This is a genomic window from Streptomyces changanensis (assembly GCF_024600715.1).
Classification (GTDB): Bacteria; Actinomycetota; Actinomycetes; order Streptomycetales; family Streptomycetaceae; genus Streptomyces; species Streptomyces changanensis.
This window is the reverse complement of record NZ_CP102332.1, coordinates 3,347,338-3,360,107: the sequence shown is the minus strand read 5'-3', so window position 1 is coordinate 3,360,107 and position 12,770 is coordinate 3,347,338. Positions and strand designations below refer to the sequence as shown.

Annotated in this window: 11 protein-coding genes; 6 read left to right on the top strand and 5 right to left on the bottom strand. The window is 70.6% G+C overall.

The annotated features are described in order from the left end of the window. Positions 1-58: 58 nt before the first annotated feature. Genes NRO40_RS14860 through rpmH form a run of 5 tightly spaced genes read right to left on the bottom strand, consistent with a single transcriptional unit; the run spans position 59 to position 2,680 of the window. Positions 59-568: a Jag family protein gene (locus NRO40_RS14860; RefSeq protein ID WP_058943617.1), complete on the bottom strand. Its 510-nt coding sequence runs from the start codon at positions 566-568 to the stop codon at positions 59-61. A 17-nt stretch (positions 569-585) separates the two neighbouring features. Continuing rightward, positions 586-1,824, bottom strand: coding sequence for a membrane protein insertase YidC (gene yidC, locus NRO40_RS14855; protein ID WP_058943616.1), 1,239 nt, complete (start codon positions 1,822-1,824; stop codon positions 586-588). Positions 1,825-1,827: 3 nt separating this feature from the next. Then, the gene (gene yidD, locus NRO40_RS14850) at positions 1,828-2,154 is read right to left on the bottom strand and encodes a membrane protein insertion efficiency factor YidD (RefSeq protein ID WP_058943615.1); all 327 of its coding nucleotides are present in this window, start codon (positions 2,152-2,154) and stop codon (positions 1,828-1,830) included. Next, entirely contained in the window at positions 2,151-2,522 is a 372-nt protein-coding gene (gene rnpA, locus NRO40_RS14845; protein ID WP_079047284.1) for a ribonuclease P protein component, read from the bottom strand. The genes yidD and rnpA overlap by 4 nt, the downstream gene beginning before the upstream one ends. Positions 2,523-2,542: 20 nt before the next feature. Continuing rightward, positions 2,543-2,680 carry a 50S ribosomal protein L34 gene (rpmH, locus tag NRO40_RS14840; RefSeq protein WP_018846094.1) on the bottom strand — a complete coding sequence of 46 codons (138 nt, stop codon included), beginning with the start codon at positions 2,678-2,680 and terminating at the stop codon, positions 2,543-2,545. 360 nt (positions 2,681-3,040) lie between these two features. Between rpmH and dnaA the strand changes: the two genes are divergently transcribed. The 6 genes from dnaA (at position 3,041) to gyrB (ending at position 12,737) form a co-directional block, all read left to right on the top strand. Continuing rightward, on the top strand, positions 3,041-4,879 hold the full coding sequence (gene dnaA / locus NRO40_RS14835) for a chromosomal replication initiator protein DnaA (RefSeq protein ID WP_079047283.1): 1,839 nt from the start codon (positions 3,041-3,043) through the stop codon (positions 4,877-4,879). A 1,171-nt stretch (positions 4,880-6,050) separates the two neighbouring features. Further along, positions 6,051-7,181 carry a DNA polymerase III subunit beta gene (gene dnaN / locus NRO40_RS14830; RefSeq protein ID WP_058943612.1) on the top strand — a complete coding sequence of 377 codons (1,131 nt, stop codon included), beginning with the start codon at positions 6,051-6,053 and terminating at the stop codon, positions 7,179-7,181. A 91-nt stretch (positions 7,182-7,272) separates the two neighbouring features. Further along, complete coding sequence (gnd, locus tag NRO40_RS14825) at positions 7,273-8,148, top strand: phosphogluconate dehydrogenase (NAD(+)-dependent, decarboxylating) (protein ID WP_058943611.1); 876 nt, start codon at positions 7,273-7,275, stop codon at positions 8,146-8,148. Positions 8,149-8,179: 31 nt separating this feature from the next. Next, positions 8,180-9,307 carry a DNA replication/repair protein RecF gene (gene recF / locus NRO40_RS14820; protein WP_058943610.1) on the top strand — a complete coding sequence of 376 codons (1,128 nt, stop codon included), beginning with the start codon at positions 8,180-8,182 and terminating at the stop codon, positions 9,305-9,307. Further along, a complete protein-coding gene (locus NRO40_RS14815; RefSeq protein WP_058943609.1) occupies positions 9,304-9,855 on the top strand; it encodes a DUF721 domain-containing protein in 552 nt (183 codons plus the stop codon). The genes recF and NRO40_RS14815 overlap by 4 nt, the downstream gene beginning before the upstream one ends. 749 nt (positions 9,856-10,604) lie before the next feature. Continuing rightward, positions 10,605-12,737 carry a DNA topoisomerase (ATP-hydrolyzing) subunit B gene (gyrB, locus tag NRO40_RS14810; protein ID WP_257375427.1) on the top strand — a complete coding sequence of 711 codons (2,133 nt, stop codon included), beginning with the start codon at positions 10,605-10,607 and terminating at the stop codon, positions 12,735-12,737. The last annotated feature ends 33 nt before the right edge of the window (positions 12,738-12,770 follow it).

Sequence of the window (12,770 nt, the reverse complement as noted above, 5' to 3'; positions counted from 1 at the left end):
TCAGGCTGACAAAGATCGGCCCCGCCTGCGAACAGACGGGGCCGAGGGTTCGAGGGGGTCAGGCGGGGAGCACGACGACGAAGCGCTGCGGCTCCTCGCCCTCGGACTCGCTGCGCAGGCCGGCCGCGGCGACCGCGTCGTGGACGACCTTCCGCTCGAAGGGGCTCATGGGCTCGAGCTTGACGGGCTCGCCGCTGTTCTTCGCCTCGTCCGCGGCCTTGACGCCGAGCTCGGTCAGCTCGGCGCGCTTCTTGGCGCGGAAGCCCGCGATGTCCAGCATGAGCCGGCTGCGGTCGCCGGTCTCCCGGTGCACGGCGAGACGCGTCAGCTCCTGCAGCGCCTCCAGCACCTCACCGTCACGGCCGACGAGCTTCTGCAGGTCGCGGCCGGACGATTCGCCGATGATGGAGACCGCCGCGCGGTCGCCCTCGACGTCCATGTCGATGTCGCCGTCGAGGTCGGCGATGTCGAGCAGGCCCTCGAGGTAGTCGGCCGCGATCTCACCCTCCTGCTCGAGGTGGGTGAGGGTGTCGACACCCTCGGCGGCGGACGTGGTGCCTTCCGTCACGGATGGACTCCTTCTTCCTACTTCTTCGACGACGGGTGCTTGGGCCGCTGCTGGCCCTTGCGCTGTCCGGACTTGGCTTGACGGGTGGAGCCGGAGCCGGCCTTGCCCTGCTGGGAAGGCTGGTCGGACTGTCCCGGGTCGGCCTTCTTCTCCAGCGAGTGCTTGGTGCTGCCCTGCTGGACGGGGGCCGTCTGGCGCTTGGCCTTCGTCTGGCGCTTCGGCTGCTGGCGGCGGGCCGCCGCGGCCTCGGCCTCGGCGACGGCCGGGTCGACCTTCTCCACGGTGCCGTCGGCCTGCGCGGTGTAGCCGGCCTTGGCGAGGGAGCTGATGAAGCGGCGCTCGTTGTCGTTGCGGTCCGGGCCCTTGGCGACGATGGCCAGGATGACGGCGCGCCTGCGGCGGCCGCGCACCTCGCCGTGCTGGGTGATGCTCTTCAGCAGCCGCTGGAGGTAGTGGTCCTGGGCCTTGCTGCCCGGCGTCGGGTTCTGGTTGATCACGTACATCTGCTGGCCCATGGTCCACACGTTGGTGGTCAGCCAGTAGACGAGGACGCCGACGGGGAAGTTGATGCCCATCACGGCGAAGATGATCGGGAAGATGTACATCAGCATCTTCTGCTGCTGCATGTACGGGGTCTTCACCGTCAGGTCCACGTTCTTCTGCATCAGCTGGCGCTGGGTGAAGAACTGGGACGCCGACATCAGCACGATCATGATCGCGGTGACGATGCGGACGTCGACGATGGAGGCGTTGAGCGCCTCGACCTTGCCCGGGTCGTCCATGAACTTGGCCGCGATCGGGGCGCCGAAGATGTGGGCCTCGCGGGCGCTGTCGACCAGCTGCTGGTTGAGGCTGCCGATGGTGTCGCCCGACGCGATCTTGCTGAGCACGTGGTAGAGGGCGAAGAAGAACGGCGACTGCAGAAGGATGGGGAGGCACGAGGAGAGCGGGTTGGTGCCCGTCTCCTTGTACAGCTTCATCATCTCTTCGGACTGGCGCTGCCGGTCGTTCTTGTAGCGCTCCTGGATGGCCTTCATCTTCGGCTGGAGCGCCTGCATGTTCCGCATCGACTTGATCTGCTTCACGAAGAGCGGGATCAGGCAGATGCGGATGACGATCACCAGGGACACGATCGACAGACCCCAGGCCCAGCCCGTGTCAGGCCCGAAGACCGCCCCGTACAGCTTGTGGAACTGGACGATGATCCACGAGACGGGTCCGGTGATGAAGCTGAACAGATTTCCAATCGTGTCCACTAATCAGGCTCCTTGAGCATTGGGCGAGGTCTCTGCGGCCGGGCTCGCCCCGTCGGAGCGCCCGCCCTCGTCTCCGCGCAGCCGTGCGCGCAGCATTTCGTGCCAGCGGGGACGCTTGCGCGGCGGCACGTGGTCCACCCCACCGGGCGACCACGGGTTGCAGCGGAGGATCCGCCAGGCGGTGAGGGCCGTGCCTTTGAGAGCACCGTGCCGGTCGATGGCGGTGTAGCCGTAGTGGGAACACGAGGGGTAGTACCTGCAGACGGGGCCCAACAGCGGACTGATCGTCCACTGGTAGATCTTGATCAGGGCCAGCAGCGGGTACTTCATCGCGCGCCCCCTCCCAGCAGCCGCCCCAGGGCGGCGTCCAGGTCTCGGGCCAGCTGTGTATGGTCGGCGTCGCCCGCGCCGGGCAGCGCTCGTACTACCACCAGGCTACCGGGGGGCAGGACGGCGAGCCGCTCCCGCATCAGGTGCCGCAGTCTGCGCTTCACCTGGTTGCGGACGACCGCCCCGCCGACGGCCTTGCTGACGACGAAACCCGCACGTGTCGGGGGAGCGCTCTCCCCTGACGCGTGCGGGTCCGTTGCACCGCTTCTCAGGTGGACGACGAGGAGCGGGCGGCCGGCCCGGCGTCCTCGGCGTACCGCGGTCGCGAAGTCCTCGCGCCGCCTCAGCCGATTCTCGGTAGGCAGCACGTCATGACCTGTTTAAGCGATCAGGCGGACAGGTTGGCGCGACCCTTGCTGCGGCGGTTCGCCAGGATGGCGCGGCCGGCGCGGGTACGCATGCGCAGACGGAAACCGTGGGTCTTCGCGCGACGACGGTTGTTCGGCTGGAAGGTGCGCTTGCTCACTCGGGGGCTCCAGAAATGATTCGGGTGGTGGCGGGACATCGCCTGGCTGTCACCGTGCGCCCACGAGTAGCTCGCAATACGCCCGAGTGCACCGCTTCACGATCACTGACCGTGATCATTGCCCATCGGAGGCAGGCGGCAGCAGCCATCGACAACTCGACCTGGTTACGGTACGCGCGGCTACGCCATCCGGTCAAACCAGCAGGACGGCGGGCCCGGCTATGCACAGGCTGTGGACAACAACTTGAACCGTGCGAGCTGCCGCGACTACCGTGGCCGGACTCGGATTCGTTTCCTGCCTGTCCTTCCATCCCGTCCCAAGAAACACACATTCGTGGGACCCGTGAGAGAGCGTGCCCCGTGGCTGACGTACCTGCTGATCTTGCCGCAGTGTGGCCACGCGTGCTGGAGCACCTCCTCGGGGAGGGGCAGCAGGGCATCGAGCCGAAGGACAAGCAGTGGATCGAGCGGTGCCAGCCGCTCGCCCTGGTCGCCGACACCGCGCTCCTCGCCGTCCCCAACGAGTGGGGCAAGCGCGTCCTGGAGGGCCGGCTCGCCCCGCTGATCAGCGACACGCTGAGCCGTGAGTGCGGCCGCCCCATCCGGATCGCGATCACCGTCGACGACTCCGCGGGCGACCAGGCCCCGCTGCCGCCGGGCCCCGAGCGCCACCAGTCCCACCAGCCGCAGCAGTCCCGGTACGACGAGCGGGGCCAGGGCGAGTCGTACGACGCGTACGGCCGGCCCACGGACGACGGCCTGCCGAGCGTGCGCCCCGCCTACCCCGACTACCAGCAGCAGCGCCCGGAGCCCGGGGCCTGGCCGCGCGCCCAGGAGGACCTGTCCTGGCAGCAGCCGCGGCTCGGCGGCTTCCAGGACCGCGACCCGTACGCGACGGCCCGGCCGCAGCAGCCGCACCACGACTACGGCACCCCGCCGGGCCCCGAGCACGGGGGGTACGACTCCCGGCGCGCCGAGCGGCGCGACCTCCCCGATCACCAGGGGCAGCACCAGCACCGCCCGGGCGGACCGTCGGGCTCCGGCGGGCCGGGGGGCCGGGGCGGCGCGGGCGACCGCGGCCAGGCGCCGGGCCACGGCTCGATGGGCGGGCCGGGGTCCATGGGCGGTACGGGCGGGGGATCGAGGCCCGGCGCGCCGGGGGAGCAGCACGCGCGGCTGAACCCGAAGTACCTCTTCGACACGTTCGTCATCGGGTCGTCGAACCGGTTCGCGCACGCGGCGGCCGTCGCGGTCGCCGAGGCGCCGGCCAAGGCGTACAACCCGCTCTTCATCTACGGCGAGTCGGGCCTCGGCAAGACGCACCTCCTGCACGCGATCGGGCACTACGCCCGCAGCCTCTACCCGGGCACGCGGGTGCGGTACGTGAGCTCGGAGGAGTTCACCAACGAGTTCATCAACTCCATCCGCGACGGCAAGGGCGACACCTTCCGCAAGCGCTACCGCGACGTGGACATCCTGCTCGTCGACGACATCCAGTTCCTGGCGAGCAAGGAGTCGACGCAGGAGGAGTTCTTCCACACCTTCAACACCCTCCACAACGCCAACAAGCAGATCGTGCTGTCCTCGGACCGGCCGCCGAAGCAGCTGATGACGCTGGAGGACCGGCTGCGCAACCGGTTCGAGTGGGGCCTGACGACGGACGTCCAGCCGCCGGAGCTGGAGACGCGCATCGCGATCCTGCGCAAGAAGGCGGTGCAGGAGCAGCTCAACGCCCCGCCGGAGGTGCTGGAGTTCATCGCGTCACGGATCTCGCGCAACATCCGTGAGCTGGAGGGGGCGCTGATCCGGGTGACGGCGTTCGCGAGCCTCAACCGGCAGCCGGTGGACCTGGTGCTCACCGAGAGCGTGCTGAAGGACCTGATCCCGGGCGGTGAGGACAGCGCGCCGGAGATCACGGCGGGCGCCATCATGGCGGCGACGGCGGACTACTTCGGCCTGACGGTCGAGGACCTGTGCGGATCGTCACGCAGCCGCGTGCTGGTGACGGCCCGCCAGATCGCGATGTACCTGTGCAGGGAGCTGACGGACCTGTCACTGCCGAAGATCGGTGCGCAGTTCGGCGGCCGGGACCACACGACGGTGATGCACGCGGACCGGAAGATCCGCGCGCTCATGGCGGAGCGGCGCTCCATCTACAACCAGGTCACGGAACTGACCAACCGCATCAAGAACGGCTGACCCCGCCGGCGGGCGTGCGGGTGGGAGACGTGAGGGCGTCCCGGAGGGTTCCGGGACGCCCTCCGGTGTTCCCCGGAGCCCCGCCGCGCCTGCCCGGCTGCCGTCCCCTGCCCTGCCCGGCCGGGGGCGTGCCCTCCTGCTGCCCTGCCCCGAGCTGCCCCGTCGCCGGGACCGGAGCCGCCCCTCGGTCACCCCCGGGCCCGCAGCACCGTTCCGGGGAGCCCGGCCGCCCCCTCCTGTCCGAAGCCCCCCGAAGCCCTCCCTCGGAGCGCCCCGAAGTCCCCCGGAGCACCCCCACCGGAAACCCTGCGCAGCGGCCGGAACCCTCCGAAACGCCCGCCGCCACCCGCCGGACGACCCTCCGAGAGCCCCCACGGGCTCCCGCGCGCCCTCACCGGTGTTCGAATACCTGCCGCGCCCGGCTCGTTCTCCACAGAAGTGCGGCCGATCTGCCGTCCACAGCCTGGGGACCCCCGAGTTATCCGGATCTCCTCCACAGGCCGGTCGTCGCCCTTACGATCAGGCCTGGTCAGAGGCTTGTGGAATTGTGGCCGAGCGCCCTCCACAGCCTGTGGACAGAGAAACCGTCCACAGGCCGTGCTCGCGGTTGTCCACTCACGGCCCACAGGCACGGGGCCATGGTCCACAGCTTCTCCACACCGCTGTCCACTGTTCGGCAACGAAACACACCTGCTCACTGCCGCGAGTGAAAGCGGTCACACCAAGGCGCCGGATTGGGCTGTGGGGAACGTGGGTAAAGCTGGGGACGGCACTGGGGAGAAGTACGCCCCGCCTGTGCATCGGGTGTGCAGAACTTTGCCGCGTCCACAGCGGACCCCACTTGTCCACCGCTGCCGCCCACAGGGTCGGTGGACAAAATTTGGGCCGTGACCTGCACGGATGGCGTTATCCACCGTTTCCACAGGCCCTACTACTACTCCCACTAAGAGTTAGCTCGGAATCCGATGGGAAGCAGGGCCTGTGCACAACTCGGGCCCGGACCTCCGACTGCGGCTCGACCCGACTTGACCCCGAGCCGCACCGACTGGCGGCGGCGTACGTCAGACTGGACCCCGGCATCCCGACTCCCGGCGCCACGGCGGCGGAGGAACCGGATGCCGGACGAGGAAGGCCAGCAGGGCGAGCCAGCGAAAGCAGGAGGCGGCGTACGGTGAAAATCCGGGTGGAGCGCGATGTACTCGCGGAGGCGGTGGCCTGGGTGGCCCGCAGCCTCCCGGCCCGTCCGCCCGCGCCCGTGCTCGCGGGCCTTCTGCTGAAGGCCGAGGACGGTGCGCTGAGCTTCTCCAGCTTCGACTACGAGGTCTCGGCGCGGGTCTCCGTCGACGCCGAGGTGGAGGAGGACGGCACGGTCCTGGTGTCCGGGCGGCTGCTCGCCGACATCTGCCGCGCCCTCCCCAACCGGCCCGTGGAGATTTCCACAGACGGTGTACGGGCGACGGTGGTCTGCGGTTCGTCCCGCTTCACCCTCCACACTCTGCCCGTGGAGGAGTACCCGGCGCTGCCGCAGATGCCGACCGCGACCGGCACGGTCCCCGGTGAGGTGTTCGCCTCCGCCGCGGCCCAGGTCGCCATCGCCGCCGGCCGTGACGACACGCTCCCCGTGCTCACCGGCGTGCGCATCGAGATCGAGGGCGACAGGGTCACCCTGGCCTCCACCGACCGCTACCGCTTCGCGGTGCGCGAGTTCCTGTGGAAGCCGGAGTCCCCGGACGCCTCGGCCGTCGCGCTGGTGCCCGCCAAGACGCTCCTCGACACCGCCAAGGCGCTCACCAGCGGTGACACGGTCACCCTGGCGCTCTCCGGCTCCGGTGCCGGCGAGGGCCTGATCGGCTTCGAGGGCGCGGGGCGGCGCACGACCACCCGGCTCCTCGAGGGCGACCTGCCGAAGTACCGGACGCTGTTCCCGACCGAGTTCAACTCGATCGCCACGATCGAGACGGCCCCGTTCGTCGAGGCCGTGAAGCGCGTGGCGCTGGTCGCCGAGCGGAACACTCCGGTCCGGCTCAGCTTCGAGCAGGGCGTGCTCATCCTGGAGGCCGGCTCCAGCGACGACGCACAGGCTGTGGAGCGCGTCGACGCGCACCTGGAGGGCGACGACATCTCGATCGCCTTCAACCCGACCTTCCTGCTCGACGGCCTGAGCGCCATCGACGCCCCGGTCGCGCAGTTGTCCTTCACGACCTCCACCAAGCCCGCGCTGCTGAGCGGCAAGCCGGCCGTGGACGCGGAGGCCGACGAGGCCTACAAGTACCTGATCATGCCGGTTCGACTCAGTGGCTGAGTGAGCGGCTGACCCCACAGGTGTGCACCCGTGTCCGGGCGTAGTCTCGGACACGGGTACGAAGCCGCACACAACGCGTAAGGAAGATCTGATGGAGCTCGGTCTCATCGGCCTCGGCAAGATGGGCGGGAACATGCGCGAGCGCATCCGCCGCGCGGGCCACACCGTCGTCGGGTACGACCGCAACGCCGACCTCGCCGACGTCCACAGCCTCGAAGAGCTCGTGGGCAAGCTGAAGGGCCCCCGCGTCGTGTGGGTCATGGTCCCGGCTGGCGAGGCCACCCAGTCGACCATCGACCAGCTGGCCGAGCTGCTCTCCCCCGGCGACGTCGTCGTGGACGGGGGCAACTCCCGTTGGACGGACGACGAGAAGCACGCCGCGGAGCTGGCCGCCAAGGGCATCGGCTTCGTCGACTGCGGCGTCTCCGGCGGTGTGTGGGGCCTGGAGAACGGCTACGCCCTCATGTACGGCGGTACCGCCGAGGACGTGGCGAAGGTCCTGCCGGTCTTCGACGCGCTGAAGCCGGAGGGCGACTTCGGCGCCGTCCACGCGGGCAAGGTCGGCGCCGGCCACTTCGCGAAGATGGTCCACAACGGCATCGAGTACGCGATGATGCAGGCCTTCGCCGAGGGCTGGGAGCTGCTGGAGGCCGTGGACTCCGTCACCGACGTCCGCGAGGTCTTCCGGTCCTGGCAGGAGGGCACGGTCATCCGCTCATGGCTGCTCGACCTCGCCGTCCGCGCGCTCGACGACGACGAGCACCTCGACAAGCTGCGGGGCTACGCGTCGGACTCCGGCGAGGGCCGCTGGACGGTCGAGGCCGCCATCGACAACGCCGTGCCGCTGCCCGCGATCACCGCCTCCCTGTTCGCGCGGTTCGCCTCGCGCCAGGACGACTCGCCGCAGATGAAGATGATCGCCGCCCTGCGCAACCAGTTCGGCGGTCACGCGGTCGAGTCCAAGTAACACGCAGCAGCCGGGAGAGGTCGGCGCCACCATGCACGTCACGCATCTGTCGCTGGCCGACTTCCGCTCGTACGCCCGGGTCGAGGTCCCGCTCGACCCGGGCGTCAGCGTCTTCGTCGGCGCCAACGGGCAGGGCAAGACGAACCTCGTGGAGGCCGTCGGCTACCTCGCGACGCTCGGCAGCCACCGGGTGTCGTCCGACGCGCCCCTCGTCCGGATCGGCGCCGACCGGGCCGTGATCCGCGCGGCCGTGCGGCAGGGCGAACGGCAGCAGCTCGTCGAGCTGGAGCTCAACCCCGGCAGGGCCAACCGCGCCCGGGTGAACCGGTCCTCCCAGGTCAGGCCCCGCGACGTGCTGGGGATCATACGGACGGTGCTCTTCGCGCCCGAGGACCTCGCCCTGGTGAAGGGCGACCCCGGCGAGCGGCGCCGGTTCCTCGACGAGCTGATCACCGCGCGGTCGCCGCGCATGGCCGGGGTGCGCTCGGACTACGACCGGGTCCTCAAGCAGCGCAACACCCTGCTGAAGACCGCCGCCATGGCCCGCCGGCACGGCGGCCGTTCCATGGACCTGTCCACGCTCGACGTGTGGGACCAGCACCTCGCCCACGTCGGCGCGGAACTGCTCGCCCAGCGGCTGGACCTCGTCGCCACGCTCCAGCCGCTCGCCGTGAAGGCGTACGAGCAGCTGGCCCCCGGCGGCGGGCCCGTCACGCTGGAGTACCGGGGGTCGGTCGGTGACGTCGCCGTGACGGCCGGGCGCGAGGAGCTGGCCGAACGGCTGCTCGGGGCGCTGGCCGAGGTCCGCAAGCAGGAGATCGACCGGGGCGTCACCCTCGTCGGGCCGCACCGCGACGACCTCGGGCTGATGCTCGGGCAGATGCCCGCCAAGGGGTACGCGAGCCACGGCGAGTCCTGGTCGTACGCGCTGGCGCTGCGGCTCGCCTCGTACGACCTGCTGCGCTCCGAGGGCAACGAACCCGTGCTCGTCCTGGACGACGTCTTCGCCGAGCTGGACGGCCGGCGGCGGGAGCGGCTGGCGGAACTCGTCGCCCCCGGCGAGCAGGTGCTGGTGACGGCCGCGGTCGACGACGACGTGCCCGGGGTCCTGGCGGGCACGCGGTACGCGGTGGCGGAAGGGGCGGTGGAGCGCGTATGAGCACGCAGTCGCAGGCGGCGTCCGCGCAGGCGCCCGTCCCCGAGTCGTCCGGCGTCGACCTGGCGCGCGTCGCGCTGCGCGCCGCGAAGGAGCAGGCCAAGGCGCGGGGCGCGGCGGCGCAGCAGAAGAAACAGGCGCGCCGCGGCGGCGGACTGCGCTCCGGGGCGCGGGCCGACGGGCGAGACCCGCTGCCGCTCGGCGCCGCGATCAACCGGCTGATCACCGAGCGCGGGTGGGAGACGCCCGCCGCGGTCGGCGGCGTGATGGGGCGCTGGCCGCAGATCGTCGGCGAGGACCTGGCCAAGCACTGCGTGCCCCTGCGGTACGACGAGGACCCCGACGAGCGCGTCCTGACCGTCCAGTGCGACTCCACGGCGTGGGCGACGCAGCTGCGGCTGCTCGCGCCGCGGCTCGTGGCCCGGCTCAACGAGGACCTCGGCCACGGGACCGTCCGTGTCATCCGGGTCCTCGGCCCCGGCGGCCCGCGGCGTGGGTACGGCCCGCTGCGCGCGCCGGGGAGCACCGGCGCGGGCGACACGTACGGCTGACGGCGGCCGGCGACGGCGGTCACGGTGCCCGGCCCCGACGGCGGCCGGCCGGCAGGACGGGTCACGGCGCCCGGCCGACGGCGTACGGCGGCGACCGCGGGCGCGGGGCGGCTGACGGCGGCGGCCCGACGGAAGCGGCCCCCGCCCGACGCCCGGCGGATGCCGGGCGCGGGTGCCCGTGCGAGCGGGTGCGGGAGCCCAGCGGCGGAAGCCCAGCGGCGGGTGCCCGGTGCCGGGGACCCCGGCCGCCGCGTCGTCGCCACCCGTACCCCCGCCCCCGCCCGCAGGGCCGGACCGGTCGTCTCCGGCCGTCGCGCGCACCCCTCCCCGCCCCGCCCCCGACCGTCCCGGCGGCGGTGCCGCGCGCCCCACCGGGAGGGGTCGGACCTCCGCCGCGGACGGGGTGCGGGAACCGGGAAGCGCGCCAGGGTCGTCCACAGGCGGTGGAGGACCGCGCAACACGCGGTGGACGGAGCGGTGAACAGGGCCGTGACCTGCTGCGTACCGGTGGTGGGAGGGGGGCGCCGGGGGCCCGGGGAGCGCGTGGCCGCAGCCGGGTCGCGGTGGTAGCGGGTGGTTGACATGCCGAAGCGCTGAGTGCCCGTGTGAGCCTCTTGGACACCCGTCCCGAATATGGGGAGTCGGCAGCCGCCGGTTCAGGGCGGCACATGCGGACTCAGGTACCGGCAAACCCCCATGACTGTCAGCGCTACCGGTAGACTGGTGGGTAATCCCGCCCACTGCGGAACATGTCGAACGACGCAGCCCCTCCCGGGCTCCCCGAGAGGTGGCTCGCGCTGTGCCAGAAAGGGCGCTTCGTGGCCGATTCCGGCAACCCCAACGAGAACATTCCGTCCACTCCTGCCGGCGAGAACGGCGAGACCCCCACACCGGGGCCCGCGGCGTACGACGCCAGCGCGATCACCGTCCTCGAGGGTCTGGACGCGGTACGCAAGCGCCCGGGCATGTACATCGGCTCGACCGGTGAGCGTGGCCTGCACCACATGGTGCAGGAGGTCGTGGACAACTCCGTCGACGAGGCGCTGGCCGGCCACGCGGACAGCATCGACGTGACGATCCTGGCCGACGGCGGCGTCAGGGTGGTGGACAACGGGCGCGGTATCCCCGTGGACATCCACCCCATCGAGAAGAAGCCGGCCGTCGAGGTCGTCCTCACCGTCCTGCACGCGGGCGGCAAGTTCGGCGGCGGCGGCTACGCCGTCTCCGGCGGTCTGCACGGCGTCGGCGTCTCCGTCGTCAACGCGCTCTCCTCGCGGGTGTCCGTCGACATCAAGCGCGACGGGTACCGCTGGACGCAGGACTACAAGCTCGGCGTGCCCACCGCCCCGCTGGCGCAGCACGAGGCCGTCGAGGACTCCGGCACCACGGTGACCTTCTGGGCCGACCCGGACGTCTTCGAGACGACCGAGTACTCCTTCGAGACGCTGTCCCGGCGCTTCCAGGAGATGGCGTTCCTCAACAAGGGCCTGACGATCACGCTCACCGACGAGCGCGACTCGGCCAAGGCCACGATGAACGCCGACGACCCGGACGCCTCCGCCGAGGCCCCCGAGGCACAGCCGGCCCGCACGGTGTCGTACTTCTACGAGGGCGGCATCGTCGACTTCGTCAAGTACCTCAACTCCCGCAAGGGCGAGCTGATCCACCCGACGGTCATCTCCGTCGAGGCCGAGGACAAGGACCGGCTGCTGTCGGTCGAGATCGCCATGCAGTGGAACTCGCAGTACACGGAGGGCGTGTACTCCTTCGCGAACACGATCCACACGCACGAGGGCGGCACGCACGAGGAGGGCTTCCGTGCGGCGCTCACCGGTCTCGTCAACCGCTACGCGCGCGACAAGAAGCTGCTGCGCGAGAAGGACGACAACCTCACGGGCGAGGACATCCGCGAGGGTCTGACCGCGATCATCTCCGTCAAGCTCGGCGAGCCGCAGTTCGAGGGCCAGACGAAGACGAAGCTCGGCAACACCGAGGCGAAGACCTTCGTGCAGAAGGTCGTCCACGAGCACCTGTCCGACTGGTTCGACCGCAACCCCAACGAGGCCGCGGACATCATCCGCAAGGCCATCCAGGCCGCCACCGCGCGCGTGGCCGCCCGCAAGGCGCGCGACCTGACGCGCCGCAAGGGGCTGCTGGAGTCGGCGTCGCTGCCGGGCAAGCTCTCCGACTGCCAGTCGAACGACCCGGCCAAGTGTGAGATCTTCATCGTCGAGGGTGACTCCGCCGGCGGTTCCGCCAAGTCCGGCCGGAACCCCGAGTTCCAGGCCATCCTGCCCATCCGCGGCAAGATCCTGAACGTCGAGAAGGCGCGGATCGACAAGATCCTTCAGAACACCGAGGTCCAGGCGCTGATCTCCGCCTTCGGCACCGGGGTGCACGAGGACTTCGACATCGAGAAGCTCCGGTACCACAAGATCATCCTGATGGCGGACGCCGACGTCGACGGCCAGCACATCAACACCCTGCTGCTGACCTTCCTCTTCCGCTTCATGCGGCCGCTGGTCGAGGCCGGGCACGTCTACCTCTCCCGCCCGCCGCTGTACAAGATCAAGTGGGGTCGGGACGACTTCGAGTACGCCTACTCGGACCGCGAGCGCGACGCGCTCGTCGAGCTCGGCAAGCAGAACGGCAAGCGCATCCGCGAGGACTCCATCCAGCGCTTCAAGGGCCTCGGCGAGATGAACGCCGAGGAGCTGCGCATCACGACCATGGACCAGGACCACCGGGTGCTCGGCCAGGTCACGCTCGACGACGCGGCCCAGGCCGACGACCTGTTCTCGGTGCTGATGGGCGAGGACGTGGAGGCGCGGCGCTCGTTCATCCAGCGCAACGCCAAGGACGTCCGCTTCCTCGACATCTGAGTCGGTCTCAGCTGACCGTACGAAAGGACTGAA